General features: G+C 71.2%; 27 protein-coding genes. 10 read left to right on the plus strand and 17 right to left on the minus strand.

Features of this window, described 5'->3' with window-relative positions:
* Positions 1-7: 7 nt before the first annotated feature.
* From sdhD to C6N40_RS14395, 3 genes are read right to left on the minus strand one after another with little or no spacing between them, the layout of a single operon-like run.
* Positions 8-385, minus strand: coding sequence for a succinate dehydrogenase, hydrophobic membrane anchor protein (sdhD, locus tag C6N40_RS03740; protein ID WP_106989653.1), 378 nt, complete (start codon positions 383-385; stop codon positions 8-10).
* Positions 382-903 carry a succinate dehydrogenase, cytochrome b556 subunit gene (gene sdhC, locus C6N40_RS03745; protein WP_338024583.1) on the minus strand — a complete coding sequence of 174 codons (522 nt, stop codon included), beginning with the start codon at positions 901-903 and terminating at the stop codon, positions 382-384. Before sdhC ends, sdhD begins: the two co-directional genes overlap by 4 nt.
* Positions 842-994 carry a DUF1674 domain-containing protein gene (locus C6N40_RS14395; protein WP_240183441.1) on the minus strand — a complete coding sequence of 51 codons (153 nt, stop codon included), beginning with the start codon at positions 992-994 and terminating at the stop codon, positions 842-844. The genes sdhC and C6N40_RS14395 overlap by 62 nt, the downstream gene beginning before the upstream one ends.
* Before the next feature lie 64 nt (positions 995-1,058).
* On the opposite strand from C6N40_RS14395, the gene ygfZ reads away from it, so the two are divergent.
* Positions 1,059-1,922, plus strand: coding sequence for a CAF17-like 4Fe-4S cluster assembly/insertion protein YgfZ (gene ygfZ, locus C6N40_RS03755; RefSeq protein WP_162782064.1), 864 nt, complete (start codon positions 1,059-1,061; stop codon positions 1,920-1,922).
* Here the strand turns inward: ygfZ and C6N40_RS03760 are convergent, their stop codons facing one another.
* Complete coding sequence (locus C6N40_RS03760; protein WP_106989656.1) at positions 1,923-4,364, minus strand: hypothetical protein; 2,442 nt, start codon at positions 4,362-4,364, stop codon at positions 1,923-1,925.
* A 110-nt stretch (positions 4,365-4,474) separates the two neighbouring features.
* Between C6N40_RS03760 and C6N40_RS03765 the strand changes: the two genes are divergently transcribed.
* Positions 4,475-5,368, plus strand: coding sequence for a phosphate/phosphite/phosphonate ABC transporter substrate-binding protein (locus C6N40_RS03765; RefSeq protein WP_106989657.1), 894 nt, complete (start codon positions 4,475-4,477; stop codon positions 5,366-5,368).
* A 15-nt stretch (positions 5,369-5,383) separates the two neighbouring features.
* On the opposite strand, the gene C6N40_RS03770 is transcribed toward C6N40_RS03765, so the two are convergent.
* The 5 genes from C6N40_RS03770 to C6N40_RS03790 all read right to left on the minus strand — a co-directional run bounded on the left by C6N40_RS03770 (position 5,384) and on the right by C6N40_RS03790 (position 11,151).
* Complete coding sequence (locus tag C6N40_RS03770; protein WP_106989658.1) at positions 5,384-6,292, minus strand: adenylate/guanylate cyclase domain-containing protein; 909 nt, start codon at positions 6,290-6,292, stop codon at positions 5,384-5,386.
* 16 nt (positions 6,293-6,308) lie between these two features.
* Positions 6,309-8,573, minus strand: coding sequence for a thiamine pyrophosphate-dependent enzyme (locus C6N40_RS03775; RefSeq protein ID WP_106989659.1), 2,265 nt, complete (start codon positions 8,571-8,573; stop codon positions 6,309-6,311).
* Positions 8,574-8,593: 20 nt separating this feature from the next.
* Positions 8,594-9,148: a GNAT family N-acetyltransferase gene (locus tag C6N40_RS03780; protein ID WP_106989660.1), complete on the minus strand. Its 555-nt coding sequence runs from the start codon at positions 9,146-9,148 to the stop codon at positions 8,594-8,596.
* 19 nt (positions 9,149-9,167) lie between these two features.
* Positions 9,168-10,331 carry an acyl-CoA dehydrogenase family protein gene (locus C6N40_RS03785; RefSeq protein WP_106989661.1) on the minus strand — a complete coding sequence of 388 codons (1,164 nt, stop codon included), beginning with the start codon at positions 10,329-10,331 and terminating at the stop codon, positions 9,168-9,170.
* 136 nt (positions 10,332-10,467) lie between these two features.
* On the minus strand, positions 10,468-11,151 hold the full coding sequence (locus C6N40_RS03790) for a glycine zipper 2TM domain-containing protein (protein ID WP_275887152.1): 684 nt from the start codon (positions 11,149-11,151) through the stop codon (positions 10,468-10,470).
* A 136-nt stretch (positions 11,152-11,287) separates the two neighbouring features.
* Between C6N40_RS03790 and C6N40_RS03795 the strand changes: the two genes are divergently transcribed.
* Both C6N40_RS03795 and C6N40_RS03800 read left to right on the plus strand, forming a co-directional pair.
* Positions 11,288-11,530, plus strand: a complete 243-nt coding sequence (locus tag C6N40_RS03795) for a DUF6116 family protein (protein ID WP_106989662.1) — start codon at positions 11,288-11,290, stop codon at positions 11,528-11,530.
* Positions 11,527-12,288, plus strand: coding sequence for a TatD family hydrolase (locus C6N40_RS03800; RefSeq protein WP_106989663.1), 762 nt, complete (start codon positions 11,527-11,529; stop codon positions 12,286-12,288). Before C6N40_RS03795 ends, C6N40_RS03800 begins: the two co-directional genes overlap by 4 nt.
* Positions 12,289-12,294: 6 nt before the next feature.
* Here C6N40_RS03800 and C6N40_RS03805 read toward each other — a convergent pair whose 3' ends face one another.
* Positions 12,295-13,083, minus strand: coding sequence for a tRNA threonylcarbamoyladenosine dehydratase (locus tag C6N40_RS03805; protein ID WP_106989664.1), 789 nt, complete (start codon positions 13,081-13,083; stop codon positions 12,295-12,297).
* An 87-nt stretch (positions 13,084-13,170) separates the two neighbouring features.
* Between C6N40_RS03805 and C6N40_RS03810 the strand changes: the two genes are divergently transcribed.
* Both C6N40_RS03810 and C6N40_RS03815 read left to right on the plus strand, forming a co-directional pair.
* A complete protein-coding gene (locus tag C6N40_RS03810) occupies positions 13,171-13,644 on the plus strand; it encodes a glycine zipper 2TM domain-containing protein (protein WP_106989748.1) in 474 nt (157 codons plus the stop codon).
* 67 nt (positions 13,645-13,711) lie between these two features.
* Positions 13,712-14,110: a cytochrome c gene (locus C6N40_RS03815; protein ID WP_106989665.1), complete on the plus strand. Its 399-nt coding sequence runs from the start codon at positions 13,712-13,714 to the stop codon at positions 14,108-14,110.
* Here the strand turns inward: C6N40_RS03815 and C6N40_RS03820 are convergent.
* A complete protein-coding gene (locus C6N40_RS03820) occupies positions 14,100-14,942 on the minus strand; it encodes an alpha/beta hydrolase family protein (RefSeq protein ID WP_106989666.1) in 843 nt (280 codons plus the stop codon). The two genes, C6N40_RS03815 and C6N40_RS03820, sit on opposite strands and share 11 nt — an antisense overlap.
* Before the next feature lie 184 nt (positions 14,943-15,126).
* Between C6N40_RS03820 and C6N40_RS03825 the strand changes: the two genes are divergently transcribed.
* Both C6N40_RS03825 and C6N40_RS03830 read left to right on the plus strand, forming a co-directional pair.
* Positions 15,127-15,630, plus strand: a complete 504-nt coding sequence (locus C6N40_RS03825) for a fasciclin domain-containing protein (protein ID WP_106989667.1) — start codon at positions 15,127-15,129, stop codon at positions 15,628-15,630.
* 94 nt (positions 15,631-15,724) lie between these two features.
* The gene (locus C6N40_RS03830) at positions 15,725-16,213 is read left to right on the plus strand and encodes a DUF456 domain-containing protein (RefSeq protein WP_106989668.1); all 489 of its coding nucleotides are present in this window, start codon (positions 15,725-15,727) and stop codon (positions 16,211-16,213) included.
* 22 nt (positions 16,214-16,235) lie between these two features.
* Here C6N40_RS03830 and C6N40_RS03835 read toward each other — a convergent pair whose 3' ends face one another.
* Positions 16,236-18,725: an ABC transporter permease gene (locus C6N40_RS03835; RefSeq protein WP_106989669.1), complete on the minus strand. Its 2,490-nt coding sequence runs from the start codon at positions 18,723-18,725 to the stop codon at positions 16,236-16,238.
* On the minus strand, positions 18,722-19,420 hold the full coding sequence (locus C6N40_RS03840) for an ABC transporter ATP-binding protein (protein WP_106989749.1): 699 nt from the start codon (positions 19,418-19,420) through the stop codon (positions 18,722-18,724). Before C6N40_RS03840 ends, C6N40_RS03835 begins: the two co-directional genes overlap by 4 nt.
* An 82-nt stretch (positions 19,421-19,502) precedes the next feature.
* On the opposite strand from C6N40_RS03840, the gene C6N40_RS03845 reads away from it, so the two are divergent.
* Together C6N40_RS03845 and C6N40_RS03850 are read left to right on the plus strand one after the other, a co-directional pair.
* Positions 19,503-20,105, plus strand: a complete 603-nt coding sequence (locus tag C6N40_RS03845) for an arylesterase (protein WP_106989670.1) — start codon at positions 19,503-19,505, stop codon at positions 20,103-20,105.
* A gap of 27 nt (positions 20,106-20,132) precedes the next feature.
* A complete protein-coding gene (locus C6N40_RS03850) occupies positions 20,133-21,266 on the plus strand; it encodes a PQQ-dependent sugar dehydrogenase (protein ID WP_205208540.1) in 1,134 nt (377 codons plus the stop codon).
* A gap of 7 nt (positions 21,267-21,273) precedes the next feature.
* On the opposite strand, the gene C6N40_RS03855 is transcribed toward C6N40_RS03850, so the two are convergent.
* From C6N40_RS03855 to C6N40_RS03870, 4 genes are all read right to left on the minus strand, one after another.
* Entirely contained in the window at positions 21,274-21,948 is a 675-nt protein-coding gene (locus C6N40_RS03855) for a Rossmann-fold NAD(P)-binding domain-containing protein (protein WP_106989671.1), read from the minus strand.
* A gap of 4 nt (positions 21,949-21,952) precedes the next feature.
* On the minus strand, positions 21,953-22,585 hold the full coding sequence (locus tag C6N40_RS03860; protein WP_106989672.1) for a glutathione S-transferase family protein: 633 nt from the start codon (positions 22,583-22,585) through the stop codon (positions 21,953-21,955).
* Positions 22,586-22,694: 109 nt separating this feature from the next.
* Positions 22,695-22,904, minus strand: coding sequence for a cold-shock protein (locus tag C6N40_RS03865; RefSeq protein WP_026816018.1), 210 nt, complete (start codon positions 22,902-22,904; stop codon positions 22,695-22,697).
* A 255-nt stretch (positions 22,905-23,159) separates the two neighbouring features.
* On the minus strand, positions 23,160-24,677 hold the full coding sequence (locus C6N40_RS03870) for a fumarate hydratase (protein WP_106989673.1): 1,518 nt from the start codon (positions 24,675-24,677) through the stop codon (positions 23,160-23,162).
* Between the last annotated feature and the right edge of the window lie 73 nt (positions 24,678-24,750).

Raw genomic sequence — 24,750 nt, forward strand, 5'->3', positions numbered from 1 at the left:
GGCGTTCTCAGGCAAGGAAGAAGAGCCGGCCGATGGCCAGCAGGGAGGCGATGGCGGCCAGGGCGTAGGCGAACTTGACGATGACCTGCATCAGCAGCTCGGTGCCGCCATGCAGATAGTCCTCGATGACCACCTGCAGGCCCAGGCGGGCGTGCCAGAACAGCGACAGCACGAAGGCGGTCATCAGGATGGCGGTGAGCGGCTGCGACAGCGTCGCGCGCACGGTGGCCAGGTCGTCGCCGATCAGGCCCACCATCAGGATCACGAACCAGGGCGTCAGCAGCAGCAGCGCGATGGCGCTCAGGCGCTGGTGCCACCAGTGCGTGGTGCCGTCCTTGGCCGAGCCCAGGCCCTTGGCGCGGGCGAGCGGATTGCGCAGGCTCATGCCGCACCTCCGGCGGTCAGGCCGACGTACCAGAGCACGGCGGTGAAGATGATCGCCAGCGTGATGACGGCATAGCCGCTGGCATAGGCCTTGGGGATCTCGTAGCCGTGGCCGGCGTCCCAGACCAGATGGCGGATGCCGTTGAGCAGGTGGTAGACCAGACAGGCCGAGAAGCCGAACAGCGCCACCTTGCCCGGCAGCGAAGCCAACGCGGCGCTGTAGGCCGCGAAGGCCGCCTCGCCCGAGGCCGCGGCCACCAGCCAGCCGGCGAACACCAGCGAACCGATGGCCAGCGCGACGCCGGTGGCGCGATGCAGCAGGGAGCCGAAGCTGGTGAGCTGGATGCGGTAGTAGCTTCCCAGCATGAAGGGGGACAGCGGTCGTTTTGGCGTCGCCATGAGCTGCGCTCGTCTCGATGTGGTTGGGAGGATGCCGGGAGTGGTGTCGGCGGAATGTTCAGAAGTCGATGCAGCGGCCGTTCTTTTCCCAGTCGCCGTAGCGCGTGGGGTCGGGGCCATCGCGGCCACCGATTTCCGCCGGCGCTTCCGGCGGGGCCGTCGCCGGCTCGCCGGGCGGCGCTTCGGGGGAAGCCGTGGGTTGGCCTATCATTCGAGGCTCGCTAGCCATCAGGCAATGTTAAGTCCCGCAGCCAATGTCGTTCAAGCCGAACCGCGTGAATGCCCCTTGCCCTGCCCTGCCCGGCGTGGGCCTGCTTGCCGTCGAAGGCCGCGACGCGGCGGCATTCCTGCAGTCGCAATCGATGAACGACGTCGCCGCGCTCGACGATGGCCGATGGCACTGGAATGGCCTGCTGACGCCGAAAGGACGCGTGATCTTCCTGTTCGCACTGCTTCGCACCGGGCCGGAATCATTCCTGCTCGTGTCGCCCGACGCGGACGCCGCGGAGGTGAAGGCGCACCTGCAACGATTCTTGTTCCGCAGCAAGCTCGTGCTGCGCGATGACGCCGGCCTGGCCGCCGCCGCTGGCCCGTTTGCGCAAACCGATGATGTCTCGCGCATCATCCGCGCCGACGACGGCGCGCTGGCGCTCGACGTTTCCGGCGAAGGCGGCCAGCGCACGCTCTGGCTGCTGCCGGCCGGCCATCCGTCGCTGGCCGCAGCCGACCCGGCCACCACGGCCGCCTGGCGCCTGGCCGACCTTGCCCACGGCTTGCCCCGGCTTTCGCCCGGCCAGCGCGAGGCCTGGACGCCGCAGATGCTTTCGCTCGAACGCCTGGGCGCCTTCAGCCTGAAGAAGGGCTGCTACCCCGGCCAGGAGATCGTGGCGCGCACCCATTACCTGGGCCAGGCCAAGCGCACGCTGCAGCGCCTGGCCGGCACCGGAACGCTGGCGGAGTCCACCCCGGTGCTGGGCGACGGCGGGCGCGAGCTCGGCCGCTTGGTCTGCGTCGCCGACGCGGGCGATGGCCGCGTGGAGGCGCTGGCAGTGCTGCCCGCCGAACTGCCGGCGGAAGAGACGCTGGTGGCCTCCACGCCCCTGTCCCGGCTACCCCTGCTCGGCGGCCTGGCGCGCTGATCAGTCCGCGGCGCAGGCGGTCCACGCCGCCTGGCACTCCAGCAGACACATCGCCCTGGCCACCACCGCCGGGTCCGTGCCACCCCCCGGCGGCTGGCGGTCGAGCTCGCCCAGCTCCTGCATGAGCCGGGCGTGGCCGGCGCAGCTGCAGTCGCACTGGCCGCCCCCTGTCGAGGCACCGGCGGCCGCCTCGCCCGGGCTCCCGGCGCCGCCCGGCTGCGGGCCGGCGCGAAGCGGGCCGGGCATCCGGTCCGAGATGGCCATCGCCACATCGTCGGCCTCCGGCGCGACGGCGGTGTAGCGGTCGTCGCCCGCCCAGGGCTGGCCCACCAGGAAGCGCCCCTCGACCTTCCCGACCACCGGCAGCCGGGGCCGGTCCTCGCTATGGGCATTGGGCAGCGGCAGCTGCACCAGCTCTCCCTCGAAACGCCCGCGGAATACGAGGGCATCGTATTGCTCCACGTGCACCCGGCCGCTGGCGGGGAAATAGGCCAGCCGGCCGGACTCGACGTCGTGCGGGCCGCGGCTCACCGCCTCGCTGCCCTCGCCGGCCACGCTGATCAGCACGTTCTCGACCGTGCCCGTAAAACCATGCTCGAGCTGCGGCATGCGGATCCGGACCGCCTGCTCGTCGAGGCTGCGCAGGGCGTCGGTGGCGCGGGAGGCGACGAAGGATTCCAGGCGGCCGGCCTGCTCCGCCGGCGCCTCGGACAGGCCGGGAGCCTGGTGGGCCAGCCAGCGCGGCAGGCGGCGCAGCACCAGGCTCATCACCGGCCCGCATTGGGTACGGGCATCGGCGTGCGGCCAGCGACAGCCGGCGTCCACGCCGGGGTCGGTCTCGCGGACCAGCTGCGCCGTCCCGGGGCCGTGCGTGACGGCTTCGCTGTCCTCGCCACCCGGCGCCGGCAGGGGGCGCCGGCGCGCCGGGGCCGGCATGCCGGCCGGCTGCGGCACGGGGCCGGTCCACTGCCAGCCCGGCACCGAGACATGGATCGTGGGCTTCGAGCGCCCCGACTGCGAGGGCGTCCGGGCGACGTTGGCGATGACCACTTCCCGGCTTTGCCCGGGCTCGAGCAGGACCACCCAGCTGGCCACCGAGTGGCTGGGATGGTCGTGCACCGTGGCCGCCACCGCGCTGGTCTGGCCGACCTCGCCCAGCCAGAGCGCGCGGGCCTGCGCGGCACTCACCTCGGCACGCAGGTCCACCGCCAGCACGCCGGCCAGGCTGTCGTCGCGGTGCAGGCGCAGGCACCGGGCGCTGATTTCGGGCAGGTCCAGCGCCACCTTCACGTCCACGCCCAGCGCCGCCGCCAGGCTGACGTCGGGACAGTCCTGGAACAGCACCTTCAGCACGTTCTCGTGCCTCTGCGGGATCGGCAGCACCCCGTCGACGCGATGCCGGCCGAACTCGGCGATCACGGTCACCAGGTCGGCGTAGACACGATCGAAACGGGTGGCCAGCCGCGGATCGGCGCGCAGCCAGCCGTCGATCCAATCGAGCGTCTGCCCGCCGTCCCGGAGCCGTGGCGCCTGGGAAAACATGCGCACCAGATAGCCGTAGTCGAAGGCATCCCTCCGGACCACGCGCCCGGGCCCGGGCCGCGGCGGCGGACTGGCGGGCGACTGCATGGCCCGCTCGAGCTCCGCCAGGTAACGCCAGAACGAACTGCTTCCGTAGCCCAGCCGCGTCCTCGTCTCCGCCTTGGCGTCCGGGCCGGTGTGGAAGGCCTCGTGGTAGGCGCGCAGACCCCACCGATTGAACGGATCGTGGTGCGTACGCACGCGCCTGAGGCGCCAGGCCATGTCGTGGCCGATCGCCTCGGCAGTGCCCTCGTACAGCCACATCGGGGGCTCGCAGTTGGCCTCGAAGTAGGCCGTCCCGCGCTGCACGGCATGGAACAACTCGTGCGCCAGGTCCGCATAGCCCTTGTCGGTGAGCTGGTCGAGCATGCCCGGCGAGTTGCCGGTGGCGATGGCCAGGCGGTTGCGCAGACCTCTCGGCCCCTCGGTCCGGGCGTTCAAATGCATTTCCCGGCGCCCGCCCTCACCCTGGCAGCGGTAGCCCATGATCGCCACGTCCTCGGGGTTTCGCCCGGAGTGCCCAGGATCCCCGAAGGCATACCAGTGGACCCGGTAGGCGCGGCTGCCGTCCGCACGGGTGACGATGGGCTCGAGCGCGGGGGGCGGGAAGCCCATGCGCTGGTACTCGGTGGCGACTTCGGTGAGGTAGGCGTCCATCTCGGCTTTGAGCTGCGGAGACAGCGGCTCGAGGCCGCGGCCGGCGAGCCGGGCCAGGTCCGCGGCCGCGTCGGGCACGGCGCTGCCGCTGCCTTCGTGGACCTCGAACGCCAGGGTCGGCCACCGCGGGGCGGCCGCCAGTGCCGACGCCGTCGTGGCCACCGCCAGGCTGATCGCCAGCCCCGCCCCTGCCAAAAGCCTCATCCGCACCCCCTGGTTGATTCCGGATCCACGCAGGATCGCGGAACTGCCCGCCACGTCCTTGGCCGCCGGCCCGTTGTCTGTTATACCCGCGACACAGGGAGGAACACCGAATGAAGCTCAAGACAGGCCTGATGGCATTGGCGCTGGCGATGGCGGGGACCACCGCCTCGGCAGCCGACTACACGCTCGTGGTGGAACCAAACTACCGACCCGCGCAGGCGCAGCAGATCTACCAGCCCCTGCTCGACTACCTCTCGGCCGCCACCGGCCACAACTTCAAGCTCAAGACCTCGGCCAACTACCACGTGTACTGGCGCGACCTGCGCGCCGGCATGAAGGTGGACTTCGCCTTCGAGGAGGAGCACTTCACCGGCTACCGCATGGGCCGCCTGGGCTTCACCCCGCTGGTGCGAACCGCCGAGCCGACGCGCTATTCCCTGCTCGCCGACGCCATGATCGCCGAGGAAGGCGTCCCGGGCCTGATCGGCCGTCCGGTGGTGAGCATGCCGGCGCCGAGCATGGGCAACCTGCTGCTGGGCGAGCTCTACCGCAACCCGATCGCCTCGCCGGATATCAAGTCGGTGGCCTCGGGCTGGCGCGACGGCGTGGAGATGATCTTCTCGCAGGAGACCGATGCGGCGATGGTGCCCAACTACATCGCGCAGCTGTACCCGAACCTGGTGGTGGTGTCCGAATCGCGCGAGTTCACCGGCCGCACCCTGAGCGCCGCCGGCACCGTGCCCTCCGACGTCCGCGAGGCCGTCGCCGAAGCCATGCTCAAGCTGCACGAGGACCAGGCCACCTACGAGGTGCTGGTCGAGCTGGGCACGGCGCAGTTCGTCCCGGCCAACGCCGCCGACTATGCCGAGAGCGAGAAGCTGCTGTCCGGCGTGTTCGGCTACAAGCCGCGCCCGTCGCAGGCCGCGCCCGAGGAGCTCGAGCAGGCCACCATCGACCTGGACGACGAGAACTTGGGCGGCATCGAGGTCACGGCCGGGGACTGAGCCCGGCCGCCGGCCTCAGCCGGCCTCGAAGTGGATGATGTCGCCGGTGTTGACGCCGAAGCTCTGGCCCAGGCTGATCGTGCCCGACTTGCGCAGGTGCAGTTCGTCGCGATGGAGCTTGAGCTCGTCGTCCTCGCCGATGCGCACGTAGGTGCCGTTGGTCGAGCGGTCGGTGATCATGAAGTGGCCGCGCTTGTACTCGACCATGGCGTGCGTGCGGCTCACCCAGTCGGCCTCCACCACGAGATGGTTGCCGTGCTCGCGACCCATCAGGAAGGGTTCGGAATCGGGCCGCAGTTCCACCACTTCGCCGCGGTGGCGCAGGCGCAGCACGCCCGGTGCCGCGGCATCGTCGATGCCGGCGCCTGCGCGGGTGGAGCTCTGCACCAGGGTCATGCCCGAGGTGTCCTCCTGCCAGACCAGGTCGACGATGGCGATCGGCAGCAGCTTGCCGCTGACCCGCGCCTTGCCCAGGCTGCGCGCCTCCGGAACCTTGCCCGACAGCCCGTCGTAGGTGGCCGCGGTGGTGACCACCTGCTCGCGCTTGGCCAGCGATGCCATGCGCGCGGCGGTGTTGACGGCGTCGCCGTAGACGTCGCCGTCGCCCTCCTCGAGCGCATCGCCATGGTGCAGGCCGATGCGCACCGCCAGGCTTTCGCGCACGAAATTGATGTCGCGGGCCATGCGCCGCTGCATGTCGCAGGCGGCCAGCACGCCGTTGATCGCCTTCGGGAAGGTGCACATCACCTCGTCGCCGATGGTCTTGATGACCCGGCCGCCATGCTGGCGGCAAACTTCCGACAGCGCATCGAGGACCAGGGCGATCAGGCGCCGGGCCTCGACGTCGCCCCTCGTCTCGAACAGACGCGTGCTGCCGCTGACGTCGGCGAACAGGATCGTCTGGGGCCGGGACAGGGCGGTCATGTTGGGCACAACGAGTTCAGGCCATGCCCTCGGCCATCGCCACGATGTCGTCGTCGGACGGGATGACCAGGAAGGCCGCGCCCGCCAGCGGCGTATAGGTGTCCTCGCCGACCACGCGGCGCAGCGGCTTGGCGCCGTGGCCGGCCTCGACCACCGCCGTGATCACGCCCTCGCCCACGCCGGCCGAGCGCCGGCCCTCGTCGACCACCAGGATGCGCGCACACTCGCCGGCATGCCGGGCAATGGCCTCCGCGTTGAGCGGCTGGAGCCAGCGCAGGTCCACCACGCGCACCTTCCAGCCCTTCGAGGCCTCGATGCGGCGGGCGGCGCGCAGGCTCATCGGCACGCCGTTGCCGAAGGTGAAGACGACCAGGTCGGTCGCTTCCGGCGCGTAGACCCGCTCCTGGCCCAGGACCATGGCCTCGTCGGTCGGCGGGTAGCTGGTGAGCCACTGGCCGTCGCCCGCCTCGTACAGGTCCTTGGTCATGTACAGCGCGATCGGCTCGAGGAAGGCGCAGACGCGGCCATCGACCCTGGCCAGCGCCATCATCGTGCGCAGCATGGTCGCGGCGTCGTCGCCGCGGCTGGGGCAGCCGACCACCAGGCCCGGGATGTCGCGCAGGGCGGTGATCGAGTTGTCGTTGTGGAAGTGGCCGCCGAAGCCGCGCTGGTAGCCCAGCGAGGCGATGCGCATCACCATCGGGTTGCGGTACTGGCCATTGGAGAAGAACTGCAGCGAGCAGGCCTCGCCGCGGATCTGGTCGCAGGCGTTATGGAAGTACGCCAGGTACTGGATCTCCGGCATCGGCAGCATGCCGACGTTGGCATAACCCTGGGCCAGGCCCAGGATCATGGTCTCGTCGAGCAGCGTGTTGAACACGCGGGCGTTCTTGAACGCCTTGTGCAGGCCCTTGGTGACCGTGTACACGCCACCCTTCTGCGCCACGTCCTCGCCGAACAGCAGCGCCTCGGGGTACTTGCAGAACAGGTCGTGCAGGGCCTGGTTGATCTGGATCGCCAGGTGCTTCGGCGGCTGGTTCTCGGGCAGCTTCGCCTCGCTGCCGAACACCGCCAGGCGCCTGTCGGCGAAGTCGCTTCGCGCGGCCTCGGCGGCCACCTTGTCCGGGGTGTAGGGCGCAAGCGGCGCGACCACGTCGGCCAGCTCGGTCAGCTTCGGGCGGCGGTCGGCCTCCTCGGCGGCGGCGAAGCAGCGTGCGCGCATGGCCTCGTACTTCGCCAGCAGCTCGTCCTTCGACATCAGGCCCGAAACCAGGGCGATCTCGGCCGAGCGCAGCAGCGGGTCGGTGGCCTCGACCCCCATCAGCTCCTCGATGCTGCGCCACTCGATCTCGAAGTCGGTGCCGGCGTGGCCCATGATGCGGGTGGTCTTGAGGTGCAGGAAGGTCGGCCGGCGGGTGCGGCGGCAGTGCTCGACGGCGGCCTGCACCTGGCCGTAGCCGCCGGCGATGTCCAGGCCGTCGGCGAAGAAGTAGTCCAGGCCCTCGCGGTGGCGGAAGGCATTGCCGATCCAGCCGCCCGGCGTCTTGACCGAGATGCCGATGCCGTTGTCCTCGCAGACGAACAGCACCGGCGCCGGCAGGCGCTGGTAGGCCGTCCACTGCGCGGTGTTGAAGGCCGTCTGCGCGGTGGCGTGGTTGCTCGAGGCGTCGCCGAAGCTGCAGATCGTGATCGAGTCATCGGGGATCGGCAGCGCGTGGCCGATCCGGCGGGCCTGCTCGATGGCAATCGCCGTGCCCAGGGCCTTGGGCAGGTGCGAGGCGATGGTCGAGGTCTGCGGCAGCACCCACAGCGGCTTGCTGCCCCAGACCTTGTGCCGGCCGCCCGAAGCCGGGTCGTCCTTGCTGGCGGCGAAGCTCAGCGCCGAGTCCATCACCGGGTCCATGCCGGGCAGCTTGCGGAAACGCTCGGCCATGAAGCCACCCGAGCGGTAGTGCAGGAACGCCGGATCGGTGTGGCGGGTGAGGCGCGCCACCATCGCATTGCCTTCGTGGCCGCTCGAACCGATGGTGTAGAACACCTTCTGCTGCACGCGCAGCACGCGCGCCATCAGGTCGAGGTGGCGCGAGACCAGCTGCGACTCGAACAGGGCCAGGAAGTCGGCCGCGGTGCAGGCGCTGCCGTCGAGCACGGGCTCGTTCGGCGCCGGCCGGTGCATCGCCTTGCCGGACCAGCCCTGCACGAACTCGATGAAGTTGTCGTCGCAGACCTTGGCGCGGTTGACGTCTTTGTGGCGGGCGGGGATGGGTTTGGCGACGGACATGATTGGCTCGCTGGAAGGGATCAGGCGCGCAGCGCAAGGCGGTTTTGCCGCCATTGCCCGCGCGTCTGGCCCCAGAGTTGGGCGGGTTGGTTTTCGTAGGGTGGCGGCAGCCGGCACGGGCCGCGCAGCGTGGCCCCGAGCCGGCGGGCGACCGCCTGGGACGGAAGGTTGTCGGGCGCGATGGTCTGGATGATTTCGGTCCAGCCCAGGTGGTCGACGGCCCAGTCGATGCAGGCCGCGGCCGCTTCGGTGGCGTATCCCCTGCCCCAGGCGTCCCGGGCCAGCGAGTAGCCGACCTCGGTGCCGGGCCAGCCCTCGGGCTGCCACGGGCCGGCGCGGCCGACCCAGCGGCCGGTGTCGCGCTCGAACACCGAGAAGAACGAGAAGCCCTGGACGTGCCAGGCACCGACCACGGTGAGCAGGCCGCGCCAAGCCACGGCGCGCGGCTGCACGCCGCCGAGGTGGTGCATGGCCACGGGGTCGGCGCTGAACGCCGCCCAGGCCTCGAAGTCCTCGCCCCGCACCGGCCGCAGGCGCAGCCGGTCGGTCAGGAGTTCGAGTCCGTCGATGGCCATGGCGCCGCGGCGGCCCCGGTCAGAACGCGTTGATGCCGGTGACTTCGCGGCCGATCACCAGCTGGTGCACGGTCTCGGTACCCTCGTAGGTGATCACCGACTCGAGGTTGAGCGCGTGCCGGATCGGCGGGTGCTCGGTGGTGATGCCGGCGCCGCCGAGCAGGTCGCGGGCCTCGCGGCAGATGTCGATCGCCATGCGGCAGTTGTTCCACTTGGCCAGCGACACCTGGGCCGGCTGCATGGTGCCCGCGTCCTTGAGGCGGCCCAGCTGCAGGCTCAGCAGCTGCGCCAGGGTGATGCGGCGGGCCATCTCGGCCAGCTTGATCTGGGCCGACTGCGTGGCCGCCACCGGGCGGTTGAACAGGGTGCGCTCCTTGGAATACTCCAGCGCCGAGGTGTAGGCGGCGATGGCGGCGCCGATCGGGCCCCAGGTGATGCCGTAGCGCGCCTGCGTGAGGCAGCCCAGCGGGCCCTTGAGGCCCTTGACGTTCGGTAGGCGCTGGCTGTCGGGCACGCGCACCGAGTCGAAATAAAGCGCCGAGGTGACCGAGGCGCGCAGGCTCATCTTCTTGTGCACCTCATGGGCCTCGAAGCCCTTGGTGCCCTTCTCGACGATGAAGCCCTGGATGCCGTCCTCGGTCTGCGCCCAGACGATGGCGATGTCGGCCAGGTTGCCGTTGGTGATCCACATCTTGGCGCCGTTGATCACCCAGTCGCCGCCGTCCTTCTTCGCCACGGTCTTCATGTTGGCCGGGTCGGAGCCGCCGTGCGGCTCGGTCAGGCCGAAGCAGCCGATGATCTCGCCGCGGGCCATGCCGGGCAGGTACTTGCGGCGCTGCTCCTCGGAGCCGTAGGCGTAGATCGGGTACATGCACAGCGAGCTCTGCACCGACACGAAGCTGCGGATGCCGCTGTCGCCGCGCTCGAGCTCCTGGCAGATCAGGCCGTAGCTGACGGCGTTGAGGCCGGCGCAGCCGTACTCCTCGGGCAGCGAGGAACCGAGCAGGCCCATCGAGGCGATTTCGGGCACCAGCTCCTTCGGGAAGCGCCCCTGGTCGAAGCAGTCGCCGATGATCGGCAGCACCTTCTCGTCGGTGAAGCGGGCGACGCTGTCCTGGATCATCCGCTCCTCTTCGCTGAGCAGGGAACGGACGTCGAACAGATCGGTCGGATTCAGGGCCATGGCTGCGGGGATCCACGAGTGGGGAAAGCCGGTGATTCTAGCCGGTTCCCACCCCCGCCGGCAGCGGCGGGGCCCGGCCGGAAAGGCGAAGGGCCGGCATGGCCGGCCCTTCGGGGGTGATGCGGGCTGGCGTGGCTCAACCCTTCGGCGGCGTATCCTTGCCGGCCACGGCGATCACGCCATCCGCGACCGGCAGCCGGTCGCCCGGGTCCTCGTCCATCACCAGCTGGCCGGTCTGGCCCTCGTAGCGCCAGGTGACGTCATAGCCGACGATCCGGTCGCGCTCGCCCAGCAGCACCTGCGCGCCCGGCTTGCGGTCGACGCGCATGCTGCCCAGCTCGCCCTCGCTGCGATAGGTCACGTCGTAACCGACGATTTCTTCGCGCGGCTCGGTCACGGTTTCGCAGACCTGCTCGACCTCGGTGTACTTCTGGCCGCCCTGGTGGCGACGGTCGATCTCGCGGCCCGCGTAGGCACCGCCGACCGCACCGGCGACGGTGGCCAGCTTGCGGCCGTCGCCCTTGCCGACCTGGTTGCCGAGCAGTCCGCCGACGACGGCGCCGACGACCATGCCGTCCTTGTCGCCGAAACGTTCGGCCCGGCGCTTCTCGACTTCGCGCTCCGTGCACACCTGGCGCTCGCCGGTGCGCATTTCGGTGATCGCGTTCGAAGCCACCACGTCGCCGTAGATCGGCTCCTTCTCGGTGATCGGCGTGGCCGACACCACCTCGGCATAAGGCGTGGAATAAGCCTGGTACGCGGCGATCGCGCCGCCACCAGCCAGCATGCCGGCCAGCACGGCCAGGATGGTCTTGTTCATGGTCAGTCCTCCATTCGCGGCGGTGGTCCGCCGTCGCCAGCGCAGACTGTGACAGCCTCCCTGAACGGAGCCCGAAAAACCGGGGCGGCGCCATCACGGCGTGTTAATTTCCGGGCGTCGAACCCGGGAAACCAAGATGCCCAATCCACTGACCGCGCCGCTGGTGGGTTACGCCTCGAAGCTGCGCTTCCCCACCCTGCTCAAGATCACCCTGGTGCTGATGCTGCTGAGCTGGCTGTTGCCCGATCCGATCCCGTTCCTGGACGAGATCCTGACGCCCCTGGTCGCCCTGGTGCTGGCGAGCTGGCGGCGCCGGGAGCCGCCCCCGGGGCCCGACGGCAAGGGCGGCACCCTCGAGGGCCAGGCCCGACGCGAATGAGCCCGCTCTACGACAGCCACTGCCACCTGGACGCGGAGGCCTTCGACGCCGACCGCGGGCAGGTGCTGGCCCGCGCCCGTGCCGCCGGCGTCACCCGCCAGCTGGTGCCGGCCGTGGATCGCGCCAGCTGGGACACCATCGCCGCCCTCTGCGCCGCGGACCCCGGCCTGCGCCCGGCCTGGGGCCTGCATCCGATGTACCTCGCGCGCCACCAACCCGCGCACCTGGACGAACTGGCCGACTGGCTGGCCAGCCGCCGCCCCGCCGCCGTGGGCGAGTTCGGCCTGGATTACTTCGTCGAAGGCCTGGACCCGGAAGCGCAGCGACTCTACTTCCGGCGCCAGCTCGAACTGGCCCGGGAATTCGACCTGCCGGTGGTCCTGCACGCCCGGCGGGCCGTGGACGAGGTGATCGCGGCGCTGCGCCGGGTCGGCGGCCTGCGCGGCGTGGTGCACAGCTGGTCGGGCAGCGAGGAGCAGGCGCGGCAGCTGTTCGCGCTCGGTTTTTGCCTGGGCATCGGCGGACCGGTCACCTACGAGCGCGCCCGGCGTCTGCGCCGCACCGTGGCGGCGATGCCGGCCGACTGCCTGCTGCTGGAAACCGACGCTCCCGACCAGCCCGACGCCGGCCGTCGCGGCCAGCGCAACGAACCGGGCTTCCTGCCGACCGTGCTGGAAACGGTCGCGGCCCTGCGCGGCGAGCCGGTGGAACGTGTGGCCGAAACCACCACCGCCAACGCCCTGCGCCTGTTCGGCTGAGGCGGCTCAGGCGGCGGGCCGGGGCTTGAGCAATAGTTCGATGGCCTTGCCCGCCATCGCGAAGCCAAAGGTTCCCGTGATGTGCGAGGCCGCGCCCAGGCCGGCGCCGCAGTCGAGCTTGAGGGCGGCATCGGCGCCCAGCTTGGGCCGCACGCCGCAGACGCTGCCGTCGGCCTGCGGGTATTTCACGTTTTCCAGCGAATACACTGCCGGCACGCCGAAGTAGCGGTCGGGGTTGCGCGGGAAACCGAAGTCGGCGCGCAGCTTCTTGCGGATCAACGCGAGCATGGCGTCGTGCTCGGTGCGCGAGAGGTCGCGCACGCGCACCAGGGTCGGGTCGGTGCGGCCGCCGGCCGAGCCGCAGGCGATGATCGGCAGCTTGCGGCGCCGGCACCAGGCGATCATCTCGAGCTTGCTGCGGAAGCTGTCGCAGGCGTCGAGCACCAGGTCGTGGCCGCGGTCGAGCAGCGCCTCGAGGTTGGAGGGCAGCAGGAACTGCGGCACCACCTCGACCTCGATGCCCGGGTGGATGGCGCGGCAGCGCTCGGCCAGCACCTCGCCCTTGCCGCGGCCGAACTGGCCCTCGAGCGCGTGCAGCTGGCGGTTGGTGTTCGAGACGCAGACCTCGTCGGCGTCCACCAGCACCAGGCGCCCGACGCCGCTGCGCGCCAGCGCCTCGACCACCCACGAGCCGACGCCGCCCAGGCCCACCACGCAGACCTGGGCCTGGCCCAGGCGCCGGGCCGCACCGCGGCCGTAGAGCCGGTCGATGCCGGCGAATCGGGGATCAGACATGGACGTATTCTAGCCGCGGTCGGCACCGGTTCAGGCGGACTTGCCTAGGTTCGGGCCGTGACCACGATGCCCCGGAAGGAGCCGACCATGAAGACCCGCATCCTTGCGATCGCCACCCTGTCGATCACGCTGGCCGCCTGTGCCAGCAGCCAGCCGCGCTACGGTTACGACCGCGGCGCGGGTTACGACCCCTACGACCGCGGCTACTCGCAGCGCTGCCAAGACTGCGGGCGGGTCGAACGCATCGAGCCGGTGTATGGCGCCCGCACCAACAGCCGCGCCGGCGCCGTGCTCGGCGGCCTGGTCGGCGCCGTGGCCGCCCGCGAGCTCGCCGACCACGGCAGCCAGGGCAAGAAGAACACCGCCACGGTGGCGGGCGCGGTCGCTGGCGCGGTGGCCGGCAACGCCATCGAGAACAAGGTCAACGAACAGACCTACGACGTGCACGTGCGCATGGACGACGGCCGCCTGGTCGTGGTCAACCGCAACTCCCTGGGCAGCGGCGTCCGCGAGGGTGCCTACGTCCGCCTCGAGGGCGCACGCATCATCCCGCTGCGCTGAGCAGGCCTTCCGGGCCGGACCGCCGTGCTAAATTGCCGGCGGTCCCATCCTGCCCGGAGTTGCCTGCATGCGTTCCCTGATCCTCGTCCTGATCGGCCTGTTCGTCGGCGCCGCCTGCACCCTCATCGCCATGAGCGCCCTGCGCCAGGGAACCGCCTACCCCAACGGCGTGATGGCGGTGATGTCGGCCCAGATGGGCGCGCTCAACGAGAGCGTGAAGCAGAACCGCTGCGCCGCCACCGACCTGACCCCGCGCCTGCAGACCCTGCGCCACCTGGGCAACGACCTCGAACCGGCCTTCCTGCCGACCGAGGACGACGAACGCTTCATCGCGCACTCGACCGAGTTCCGCGCCGCGCTCGACGCCGCCCTGGCCACGCCGCCCAGCGATTGCGCCGCCGCCAACGTGGCCCTGGACCGCATCAAGAACGGCTGCCAGGCCTGCCACCGCGACTTCAAGGGCTGAGCTGGCCCCACCATTCCCCGATCGCCCCGGCCACGGCGTCGGGCGAACGCATCCAGCGGAAATGATCGGCGCGCGCGCCCAGGCGCGCGTCGTCGAAGCGCTCGATCAACTTCGGCCCGTCGCCCAGCTTGTCGAGCAGGCCCTGCAGCGACGCTTCCGGCACGAACCAGTCGTGGGCCAGGTGCAGCGCCAGAGCCGGCGCGCGCAGGCGCGCCAGTCGCCCGTCCAGCGTCTCGCCCTGGCCGTAGGCCTGGTAGCGGCCGCCGAGTACCGTGGCGGCCCAGTCGCGCATCAGGCCACCGGCCTCGCGTCCGGCGAAGCCCAGGCGCTCGCCCGGGTAGTGCCCGACCAGTCGCGTCAGCGGCGGCAGCGCGCGGGCGAAGGCGCTGATCGCCAGGCGCTTCATGCCGGTGAAGGTGCGCCGGTCGGGCACCCCGGTGGCCAGCAGCACGAGCCCGGCGCAGCGCGCGGGTGAGAGCGCCGCCGCCATGGCGGCGAACTGGCCGCCGAGACTGTGGCCGCCGTAGCACCACGGCAGCGAGGAATCGAGCACGGCCTCGCTGGCCGGCAGGTCCTGGCCCAGCAGTTCGGCGTAGCCCCAGTCGTGCGTGCGCGTAGCGCGCAGTGCGCTCGATCCGATGCCGCGCCATTCGGGCACGGCCACGGCGAAACCGTGGGCGGCCAGCGCCAGCGCAAAGGTGTCGTACTTGCGCGCCGGCACGCCCAGGGCCGGCAGGAACAGCAGCCCGGCGCGCGGCGCGGGCGGGCGAACCCGGCGCAGGGTGAAGGCATGTCCATCGCGGGCCTGCAGCGGCAATTCTTCGACGTGCATCCTGGCGTCCGTCGGGAAGGGCCCTGAAGCATAGCCAGCCCGCTGCGTCGGCGGGAGGCCTCCTCACGCGGCGGCCACGTGTCAGCGACGCGCCGATGACGCCGCCGCGACCTCGCCCACACGGCCGGCCTGCGAGCCTTCGTAGCGTGCCCGCACCGGGCATTTCCCCACCAAGGAGTCGTCCATGAACCTGCTTCGCAAGTCCCTGCTCGCGCTCGCCCTCGCCGGCCTGGCCGCCACCCCGGCGCTGGCCGACCACCACAAGGGCGGCAAGGCCGCCGGCACCATCGTCGACGTCGCCGCCGCCAACGCCGATTTCGAAACCCTGGTCGCCGCGGTCCAGGCCGCCGGCCTGGTCGAGACCCTGTCGGGCACCGGTCCGTTCACCGTCTTCGCGCCGACCGACGAGGCCTTCGCCAAGCTGCCGGCCGGCACGCTCGAGTCGCTGCTGCTGCCCGAGAACAAGGACCAGCTGGTCGCGATCCTCACCTACCACGTGGTGCCCGGAAAGGTGTATGCGGCCGACGTGGTCAAGCTCGACAGCGCTGCCACGGTCAATGGCCAGGCGGCCGACATCAGCGTCGAGGGCGGTTCGGTGAAGGTCGACGGCGCCAACGTCATCGCCACCGACGTCAAGGCCAGCAACGGCGTCATCCACGTCATCGACACGGTCATCCTGCCGGACTGATCCCGCCGGCAACGGGGGTGGCCCGCGGTGTTCCCGGCGCGCGTGCGTGCCGGAGCGCCGGGGGCCACCCCTTCTTCGTTGTTATGCTCGGCCGATGGAACTGCAGACGCTCTGGTACCTCCTCGCCGCGACGCTGATCATCATCGGCCTGCTGGGCACCATCCTGCCGGTGCTGCCCGGCCTGCCGGTGATGTTCGCCGGCATGTGGCTGGCGGCCTGGGTCGATGGCTACGAGCACATCACGTTCACGACGCTGGCCGTGCTCGGCCTGCTGGTGCTCGCGTCGATCGGCGTCGACCTGCTTTCCAGCATCGTCGGCGCCAAGCGCGCCGGGGCGTCGGGCAAGGGCCTGTTCGGAGCCGGGCTGGGCGGCGTGGTGGGCCTGTTCTTCGGCCTGCCCGGACTGATCGCCGGCCCGCTGCTGGGCGCCGCCGCCGGCGAAATGGCGCACGGGCGCGACTGGCAGCAGGCCTCGCGGATCGGCGTCGGCACCTGGGTGGGCCTGCTGCTGGGCGCCATCCTCAAGCTCGCCCTCGCCTTCGCCATGCTCGGCCTCTTCGCCCTCGCCCTCCTCGTCGACTGACGCCCTTTCTCGCGGCGGGTTCCTAGAGCTCGCGCAGGGTGACGGAGGGCGGCGCGCTGATGATGCGGCGCGTGGCCCAGAGGCCCGCGACCAGGGCGGCGAGCAGTCCGGCCGCCGCGCCGGTCGCGGCCAGGCCCACGTCCACGCGCCAGGGCAGTTCGAAGACCTGGCTGGCCACCACGCCGGCGAGCACCGAGGCCGCGATGGCCGCGACCACGCCGGAAAGCAGGCCGATCGCGGCGAACTCGGAGGCCTGGGCCAGCCGCAGCTGCCGGCTCGAGCCGCCGAGCACGCGCATCACGCCGCCCTCGAGCAGGCGCTCGTCCTGGCTGGCGCTCACCGCCGCCAGCAGCACCAGCACGCCGGCCAGCAGCGAGAAGCCGAACACCGCCTCCACCACCAGCGAGACCTGGTCGACCGTGCTGCGCACCTGCGCCAGCACCGCGTCGATGTCGACCACCGACAGGTTCGGATAGGCCGAGACCAGCTCGGCGGTGAAGCGCGTGCGCTCCGGCGGCACCTTGACGGCGGTGATGAAGCTGCCCGAGTAACCCTCCAGCGAACCCGGCGAGCCGAGCACGAAGAAGTTCGGGCGGAAGCTCTCCCAGTCCACCCGGCGCAGGCTGGTGATGCGGCCGGCGTAGCGCGCGCCGGCGATGTCGAAGGCCACCTCGTCGCCGATCTTCCAGCCCAGCGACTCGGCGAACTCCTCCTCCACCGACAGCTCCGGCGAAGCCGGCACGCCGGTCCAGAACGTGCCGGCGGTGACCACGTTGTCCTCGCGCAGCGCCGCCATTTCCGAGAGGTTGAACTCGCGCTCGGCCATGCGCCGGCCGCGGCTGTTCTCCGGGTACATTTCGCCGCTGGCGGGCTGGCCGTTGTACTCGGTCAGGCGCGCCCGGATCATCGGGTAGAGCTCGGGCTCCGACACGCCCTGCTCCGCCAGGAACCCGCGCACCGAGGCCACCTGGTCGGGCTGTACGTTGATGATGAAGCGGTTGGGCGCATCGGCCGGCATCGCATCGCGCCAGCGATCGAGCAGGTCGGTGCGCACGAAGGTGAGCAGCAGCAGCGCCATCAGGCCCAGGCCCAGCGCACTGACCTGGGCGATCGACGCCCCGGCGCGCCGGCTGACGTTGGCCAGGCCGTAGCGCCACGGCCCGCGCAGGCGGGTGCGCAGGCGGCGCACCAGCACGATCAGCGCCCAGGCCAGCAGCGCCAGCACCGCGACCGTGGCCAGGATGCCGACCAGCATCGCCGTGCCGAGCGCGGCCGAACCGGCCTTCCACCACAGCAGCGTCGACAGCCCGGCCAGTCCGGCCAGGCCCACCACCCAGGCCGCCGGCTCGGTCGGGTCGAGGTCGCGGCGCAGCACCCGCAGCGCCGGCACGCGACGCAGCGCCAGCACCGGCGGCACGCCGAAGGCCAGCAGGACCGCCAGGCCGACGCCGAGGCCTTCGAGCGCCGGCACCAGGCCCGCCGCCGGCAGGTCGAGCTTGAGCGCAGACGAGAGCCAGTCGGCCACGAACCACTGCAGGCCGTAGGCAATGGCGACGCCCATGCCGCTGCCCAGCAGGCCGAGCAGGGCCAGTTCACCCACGTGGATGCCCACCAGGGTGGACTGGCGGGCGCCGAGGCAGCGCATCACCGCCGCACCCTGCAGGTGGCGGGCACTGTGCCGGCGCGCGGCCATGGCCACCGCCACCGCCGCCAGCACCACCGACACCAGCGCGGCCAGGCCGAGGAACCGGTCGGCGCGGTCGAGGGCGCGGCGGATTTCCGGGCGCGCCTCGGCGGCCGTCTCCAGCCGCTGGCCGCGGCCGAGCTGGTCGCGCGCGGCGGCGGCGAAACGATCGACCGCGGCGGCCTCGCCCGCGATCACCAGCCGGTAGGCGATGCGGCTGCCCGGCTGCACCAGGCCGGTGGCCGGCACGTCGTCGAGGTTGAGGAAGACCCGCGGCGCGGTGTTGAAGTAGTCGAGCGCGGCATCGGGCTCCTGCACCACCAGCGCGGCCAGCCGCAGCTGGCTGTTGCCGATGCCGACCAGGTCGCCGACCCGGGCATCGAGCGCGTCGGCGCCGGCGCGGCTGATCCACACCGTGCCTGGCTCGGGCACGCCATCGGCCACGGTCTCGGGCCCGCCGGCCCGGGTCTGGACGAGGAAGCTGCCGCGCAGCGGGAAGCCCTCGGCCATGGCCTTGAGGTCGCCCAGCCGCAGCGCCTCGCCCACGCGCACCATGCTCGGGAACGACCAGGTTTCGGTGCGGTCCAGGCCGGGCGCGTCGGCGAGTTCGCGCAGCGTGCCTTCGATCGGTGCATCGGCGCGCACCACCACGTCGCCGCCGAGCAGGCGGTTGGCCTCCAGCGCCAGCGCGCGCTCGGCGCGGTCGGTGACGAAGCCGACCGAACACACGGCCGTGACCGCCAGCACCAGCGCGGCCAGCAGGATGCGCACGTCGCCCGAGGCGAGGTCGCGACGAAGCTGGCGCCAGGCCAGCGGCAGCCAGCTCATGCCGACACCAGGCGGCCGGAATCGAGCCGCAGCACGCGGTTGCAGCGTTCAGCCAAAGCCTCGTCGTGGGTCACCAGCACCAGGGTGGTGCCGGCCTCGCGGTTGAGCCGGAACAGCAGTTCGATGATGGCCTGGCCGGTGCGGGTGTCGAGGTTGCCGGTCGGCTCGTCGGCGAACAGCACCGCCGGCCGGGTGACGAAGGCGCGGGCCAGCGCGACGCGCTGCTGCTCGCCGCCCGACAGCTGGCGCGGGTAGTGGCCCAGGCGCCCCGCCAGGCCCACCTGGCCCAGGATCGCGCGGGCCGGGCCCTCGGCATCGTCGTCGCCGCGCAGTTCCAGCGGCAGCATCACGTTCTCGAGCGCGGTCAGCGAGGGCAGCAGCTGGAAGCTCTGGAAGACGAAGCCGACCTTCTCGCCGCGCACCCGCGCCCGGCCGTCCTCGTCCAGGCCCGACAGCGGTTCGCCATCGAGCTGCACTTCGCCCTCGCTGGGGATGTCCAGCCCGGCCAGCAGCGACAGCAGCGTGCTCTTTCCTGAACCGGAGGCGCCGATGATCGCGACCGCTTCACCCCTGGGGATGGTAAAACCAAGGCCTTCGAGAATGGTCAGCTCGCCCGACGGCAGCGGCACCCGCTTGCCGAGGCGCTCGACGCGGAGCGCATCGCGGGTTTCCGGGAGGTGTCGGGAGTCGGCCATGGGATCCTCAGTGGACAGGAAAATGATGAAGGCAATCAAAGCAGGATATGGAGCATGGCGCACGCGGGTTCAACGGGGAGTCATGGCCCTGCTGTTGGCACTTGCCGGCCTGCCGGTGCTTGCGGCAGACACCGGCGAGCGCACCGTGCTGGTGATGGGCGACTCGCTTTCGGCCGCCTACGGCCTCGCCCCGCGCGAGGGCTGGGTGGCGCTGCTGGCCGAGAAGCTGCGCAGCGAGCGCCCGGGCTGGAGCGTCGCCAATGCAAGCATCAGCGGCGAGACCACCGCCGGCGGCGCCAGCCGCATCGCCAGCGAGCTGGCCCGGCACTCGCCCGAGGTGGTGGTGATCGAGCTGGGCGCCAACGACGGCCTGCGCGGCCTCGACCTGGCCCAGACCCACGGCAACCTCGAGCGCATGATCCGCGCCTCGAACGAGGCCGGCGCGCGCGTGCTGCTGGTGGGCATGCGCCTGCCGCCGAACTACGGCCCGCAGTACACCGAGGGCTTCGAACGCAATTTCGTCGAGCTCGCGCAGGCGCACCAGGCCGCCCTGCTGCCCTTCCTGCTCGAGCCGATCGCCCTGGATCGCGACGCCTTCCAGGCCGACAACCTGCACCCCGTGGCCGAGGCCCAGCCGAAGCTGCGCGACCATGTCTGGCCGGCCCTGCTGCCGCTGCTGGACTGACATCGAACCGAACAAGGAACACCCCGCATGAAGACGCCCTTCGCCCTCGCCCTGATGCTCGCCGTCGGCGCCTGCGCCGCCAGTGGCCCGGACGCCGACGTGCGCAGCTTCCCGAGCGAACACGGGAGCGTGCAGGTCAGCACCGTCGCCACCGGCCTCGAACACCCGTGGGGCCTGGCGTTCCTGCCCGACGGCCGCATGCTGGTGACCGAACGCCCCGGCCGGCTGCGCCTGGTGGCCGCTGACGGCACGCTCTCGGCGCCCCTGTCCGGCGTACCCGAGGTCTGGGCGCGTGGCCAGGGTGGCCTGCTCGACGTCGCCCTCGATCCCGGCTTCGCCGGCAACGGCCTGGTCTACCTGAGCTATGCCGAGCCGGGCGAAGGCGGCGCCGGCACCGCGGTCGCGCGCGGCAAGCTGGTGGGCGAGGCGCTGGAGGGCGTGAAGGTGATCCTGCGCCAGTCGCCCAAGCTCGAGGCCGGCCAGCACTTCGGCTCGCGCCTGGTGTTCGACCGCGACGGCCTGCTGTACGTGACCACCGGCGACCGCGGCAACTGGGACCACCCGCAGGCGCTGGACAAGGGCCAGGGCAAGATCTTCCGCATCCAGGCGGACGGCGGCATCCCGGCCGACAACCCGTTCGTGGACCGCGAGGGCGCCGACCCGGCGATCTGGTCCTACGGCCACCGCAACGTGCAGGGCGCCGCGCTGCATCCCGGAACCGGCAAGCTCTGGCAGACCGAACACGGCGCCCGCGGCGGCGACGAACTCAACATCCCGGAGCCCGGCAAGAACTACGGCTGGCCGGTGATCACCCTGGGCGTGAACTACAGCGGCGCGCCGATCGGCTCGGGCAAGAAGGAAATGCCGGGCATGGAGCAGCCCATCCACCAGTGGACGCCGTCGATCGCGCCCAGCGGCCTGGCCTTCTACACCCACGAGCGTTTCCCGGCCTGGCAGGGCAACCTGTTCGTGGGCGCCCTCGCCTTCCAGCGCGTGGTGCGCCTGGAACTCGAGGGCGACAAGGTGGTGGCCGAGGAGCCGCTGCTGGTCGACCTGGGCGAGCGCATCCGCGACGTGCGCCAGGGCCCGGACGGCTACCTCTACCTGCTCACCGACGACGCCAAGGGCCGCATCCTGCGCGTCGGCCTGCAGGCCGACTGAGGCGGGCTCAGCCCGCCCGGCTCAGTTCGTCGTATTCGTGGATGAAGCGGCCGGCCGGTCCACGGCCGGCCAGTGAGGCCATCGCCGCGGCCACGGTGTCGGCGCGGATGGCCCGGTAGCGGCGCAGCGGACCGACCAGCAGCGGGTTGGTGAACGGTGCCAGCCGCTGCCCCCAGCCTTCGGCGCGGCGCCGCTCGCTGCGTTCGCCCAGCAGCAGGCCCGGGCGCAGGCAATCGACCCGCTCGAAGCCCAGGGCCGCGAGGCCCCGTTCGGCCTCGCCCTTGACCCGCAGGTAGAAATTGCCGGACTGGGCGCTGGCGCCCACCGACGAGACCAGCAGGGCCTGCCGGGCACCAAGCCCGTGCGCGATTTCCGCAAGCGCCAGCACCAGGTCGCGATCGACCGCCAGGAAGGCCTCGCGAGAGCCCGCCTGGCGGATCGTCGTGCCGAGGCAGCAGGCATACGCCTCGAGCGGGACGCCCGCCGCCGCGAGGGCGGATTGCACGGCCGCGGCGTCCCACTGCCCCACCAGGGGTTTCAGGCGCGGATGCGTAATCACCAGTGGGCGCCGGACCGGGGCGATCACCACCGGCCCGTCCGCGGCGTCGAGCCAGCGCGCAAGCACGCGGCTGCCGACCAGGCCGGTCGCCCCGGCCAGCAGCACGGCGCGGCGGGCCGTCACCGGTTCAGGCCCAATCGCTCAGGCCCTCGCGCTCGTAGAGCACGCGGAAGGACGGGCGCGCCTTCATGCGCTGCGCCAACGCGCCCAGCTGCGGCCAATCGGTGGCCGGGCGCGGCATGTTGCGCGACCAGCGCATCAGCATCGTCAGCAGGAAATCAGCGGCGCTGACCGAGGGCCCCAGCAGGTAGGGACCGCGCCTGGCCAGGTGCGCCTCGATCTGGTCCCAGCAGGCCTCGATGCGCTCGCGCGCCCGGGTCCTGGCGGCCTCGGCATGGGCCTCGCCGGCCGCTTCCTGCGGATAGAACCAGGCACGGAAGGCCGGCTGCAGCGTGTTGGCCAGGTGCAGCACCCACTGGTAGTACTTCGCACGCTCGACGCTGCCCGGTTCGGGCGCCAGGCCGAAATTCGGATGGGCGTCGGCCAGGTGCAGCAGCAGGCCGGCGGCCTCGGTCACCGGTTCGCCGTGGATCAGGAGCGTCGGCACCAGGCCGGCCGGGTTGAGCGCCAGGTACTCGGGGCGCTTGTGGTCGCCGGCGGCCAGGTCCAGGCGGCGGAGTTCATGGCGTGCGCCGCTCTCGATCAGCAACCAGTGCACGACCAGGCTGGCCGCGCCGGGGGAGTAGTACAGGGTGTACATGCCGGCTTCCGTGCTTGGGGTCGGCCCGAAGCATACGACGGCCGGTGGCACAAAAGAAAAGCCCCGGGCGTTTCCACCCGGGGCCTTGCTCAGTCCTTGGGGGACTGGATTACATCGGCTGCACTTCGTCAGCCTGCATGCCCTTCTGGCCCTTGACGAGCTTGAAGGAGACCTTCTGGCCTTCCTGCAGGGACTTGAAGCCGGTGCCCTGGATGGAACGGAAGTGGACGAACACGTCCTCGCCGTTCTCGCGGCTGATGAAGCCGAAGCCCTTGGCGTCGTTGAACCACTTAACGGTACCGATCTGACGATCCGACATTTGCTAACTCCTTGGAACAAATAAATGGATATCGCTGACGGGGACATCCCGCCGCGCGACTGGGGTTGCAAGGAGGAGCGAGGTGAAAAGATGTAGCGGATCGGTGGATCTACCGCATCAGGCCACGATTCACAGTGACCCTTCGCAAACACAGTCGGGCGCACCCTACACCTTTCCAGGACGGAAAGCCAACGATTTCGGCGGTTTGGCCGGCATCGCGGCCAAACCGGGGGCAACCCGTTCAGTTTCGGGGGTTCAGTCCAGAACGACCGGGATCTTGCCGATCCGCGACTGCCACTCGCGCGGCCCGGTGCGGTGCACGGATTCGCCGGCCGCATCCACGGCCACCGTCACCGGCATGTCGCTGACCTCGAATTCGTAGATGGCCTCCATGCCCAGGTCGGCGAAGCCCACCACGCGGGCGGACTTGATGGCCTTCGACACCAGGTAGGCCGCGCCGCCCACGGCCATCAGGTAGGCCGAGCGGTGCTTGCGGATGGCCTCGATGGCGGCCGGCCCGCGCTCGGCCTTGCCCACCATGCCCAGCAGGCCGGTCTGCTCGAGCACCTGCTCGGTGAACTTGTCCATGCGGGTGGCGGTGGTCGGGCCGGCCGGGCCGACGACCTCGTCGCGCACCGGGTCGACCGGGCCGACGTAGTAGATGAAGCGGCCGCGCAGGTCCACCGGCAGCGGCTCGCCCTTGTTGAGCATGTCCACCATGCGCTTGTGCGCGGCGTCGCGCCCGGTGAGCAGCTTGCCGTTGAGCAGCAGCACTTCGCCGGGCTTCCAGCTGGCGACTTCGTCGCGGGTGAGCGTGTCGAGGTTCACCCGGCGGCCCTTGGAAGCGTCGTAGGTGAGCTTCGGCCAGTCTTCCAGCGAGGGCGGATCGAGCTGCACCGGGCCGCTGCCGTCGAGCGTGAAATGCGCGTGGCGGGTGGCGGCGCAGTTGGGGATCATCGCCACCGGTAGGTTGGCGGCGTGGGTCGGGTAGTCCTTGACCTTGATGTCGAGCACCGTGGTCAGGCCGCCCAGGCCCTGGGCACCGATGCCGAGCGCGTTGACCTTCTCGTACAGCTCCAGCCGCAGCTCCTCGGCGCGGTTGGACGGGCCGCGGGCCTGCAGGTCGGTGATGTCGATGGGCTCCATCAGCGCTTCCTTGGCCAGCAGCATGGCCTTTTCGGCCGTGCCGCCGATGCCGATGCCCAGCATGCCCGGCGGGCACCAGCCGGCGCCCATGGTCGGCACGGTCCGGAGCACCCAGTCGACGACCGAGTCGGAGGGGTTGAGCATGGCGAACTTGGACTTGGCCTCGCTGCCGCCACCCTTGGCGGCGACGATCACGTCCACCTTGCCGCCCGGCACCAGCTTCACGTTGACCACCGCCGGGGTGTTGTCCTTCGTGTTCTGGCGCTTGCCGGCCGGGTCGGCCAGCACCGAGGCGCGCAGCTTGTTGTCAGGGTGGTTGTAGGCGCGGCGCACGCCCTCGTTGACCATGTCCTCGACGCCCATGCTGGCGTCGGACCAGCGCACGTCCATGCCGATCTCGAGGAAGACGGTGACGATGCCGGTGTCCTGGCAGATCGGCCGGTGGCCCTCGGCGCACATGCGCGAGTTGATCAGGATCTGGGCGATGGCGTCCTTCGCGGCCGGCGACTGCTCGCGCTCATAGGCGGCGGCGAGGTTCCGGATGTAGTCGACCGGGTGGTAGTACGAGATGTACTGCAGCGCGTCGGCGACGGACTGGATGAAGTCTTCCTGCTTGATCTGGCTCACGGCGGGCACGGGCTGGCGGGGAAACCACCATTTTACCCCGCCAGGGCCGGGCGGGGGCTGGCGGCGGCCGGGC

Source organism: Arenimonas caeni (assembly GCF_003024235.1).
Taxonomy (GTDB): domain Bacteria; phylum Pseudomonadota; class Gammaproteobacteria; order Xanthomonadales; family Xanthomonadaceae; genus Arenimonas; species Arenimonas caeni.

Bases quoted from the DNA above. Each gene is read 5' to 3' on its own strand.
- C6N40_RS14395 (WP_240183441.1), bottom strand. From the start codon at position 994: ATGATAGGCCAACCCACGGCTTCCCCCGAAGCGCCGCCCGGCGAGCCG.
- C6N40_RS03815 (WP_106989665.1), top strand. From the start codon at position 13,712: ATGCGTTCCCTGATCCTCGTCCTGATCGGCCTGTTCGTCGGCGCCGCC.
- C6N40_RS03845 (WP_106989670.1), top strand. From the start codon at position 19,503: ATGGCCCTGCTGTTGGCACTTGCCGGCCTGCCGGTGCTTGCGGCAGAC.
- C6N40_RS03780 (WP_106989660.1), bottom strand. From the start codon at position 9,148: ATGGCCATCGACGGACTCGAACTCCTGACCGACCGGCTGCGCCTGCGG.
- C6N40_RS03835 (WP_106989669.1), bottom strand. From the start codon at position 18,725: ATGAGCTGGCTGCCGCTGGCCTGGCGCCAGCTTCGTCGCGACCTCGCC.
- C6N40_RS03770 (WP_106989658.1), bottom strand. From the start codon at position 6,292: ATGACCGCCCTGTCCCGGCCCCAGACGATCCTGTTCGCCGACGTCAGC.
- C6N40_RS03850 (WP_205208540.1), top strand. From the start codon at position 20,133: ATGAAGACGCCCTTCGCCCTCGCCCTGATGCTCGCCGTCGGCGCCTGC.
- C6N40_RS03760 (WP_106989656.1), bottom strand. From the start codon at position 4,364: ATGAGGCTTTTGGCAGGGGCGGGGCTGGCGATCAGCCTGGCGGTGGCC.
- C6N40_RS03865 (WP_026816018.1), bottom strand. From the start codon at position 22,904: ATGTCGGATCGTCAGATCGGTACCGTTAAGTGGTTCAACGACGCCAAG.
- C6N40_RS03825 (WP_106989667.1), top strand. From the start codon at position 15,127: ATGAACCTGCTTCGCAAGTCCCTGCTCGCGCTCGCCCTCGCCGGCCTG.
- C6N40_RS03790 (WP_275887152.1), bottom strand. From the start codon at position 11,151: ATGAACAAGACCATCCTGGCCGTGCTGGCCGGCATGCTGGCTGGTGGC.
- C6N40_RS03840 (WP_106989749.1), bottom strand. From the start codon at position 19,420: ATGGCCGACTCCCGACACCTCCCGGAAACCCGCGATGCGCTCCGCGTC.
- C6N40_RS03805 (WP_106989664.1), bottom strand. From the start codon at position 13,083: ATGTCTGATCCCCGATTCGCCGGCATCGACCGGCTCTACGGCCGCGGT.
- C6N40_RS03830 (WP_106989668.1), top strand. From the start codon at position 15,725: ATGGAACTGCAGACGCTCTGGTACCTCCTCGCCGCGACGCTGATCATC.
- C6N40_RS03795 (WP_106989662.1), top strand. From the start codon at position 11,288: ATGCCCAATCCACTGACCGCGCCGCTGGTGGGTTACGCCTCGAAGCTG.
- sdhC (WP_338024583.1), bottom strand. From the start codon at position 903: ATGGCCCCGACCCCACGCGCTACGGCGACTGGGAAAAGAACGGCCGCT.
- C6N40_RS03775 (WP_106989659.1), bottom strand. From the start codon at position 8,573: ATGTCCGTCGCCAAACCCATCCCCGCCCGCCACAAAGACGTCAACCGC.
- C6N40_RS03820 (WP_106989666.1), bottom strand. From the start codon at position 14,942: ATGCACGTCGAAGAATTGCCGCTGCAGGCCCGCGATGGACATGCCTTC.
- sdhD (WP_106989653.1), bottom strand. From the start codon at position 385: ATGAGCCTGCGCAATCCGCTCGCCCGCGCCAAGGGCCTGGGCTCGGCC.
- C6N40_RS03765 (WP_106989657.1), top strand. From the start codon at position 4,475: ATGAAGCTCAAGACAGGCCTGATGGCATTGGCGCTGGCGATGGCGGGG.
- C6N40_RS03785 (WP_106989661.1), bottom strand. From the start codon at position 10,331: ATGGCCCTGAATCCGACCGATCTGTTCGACGTCCGTTCCCTGCTCAGC.
- C6N40_RS03860 (WP_106989672.1), bottom strand. From the start codon at position 22,585: ATGTACACCCTGTACTACTCCCCCGGCGCGGCCAGCCTGGTCGTGCAC.
- C6N40_RS03800 (WP_106989663.1), top strand. From the start codon at position 11,527: ATGAGCCCGCTCTACGACAGCCACTGCCACCTGGACGCGGAGGCCTTC.
- C6N40_RS03810 (WP_106989748.1), top strand. From the start codon at position 13,171: ATGAAGACCCGCATCCTTGCGATCGCCACCCTGTCGATCACGCTGGCC.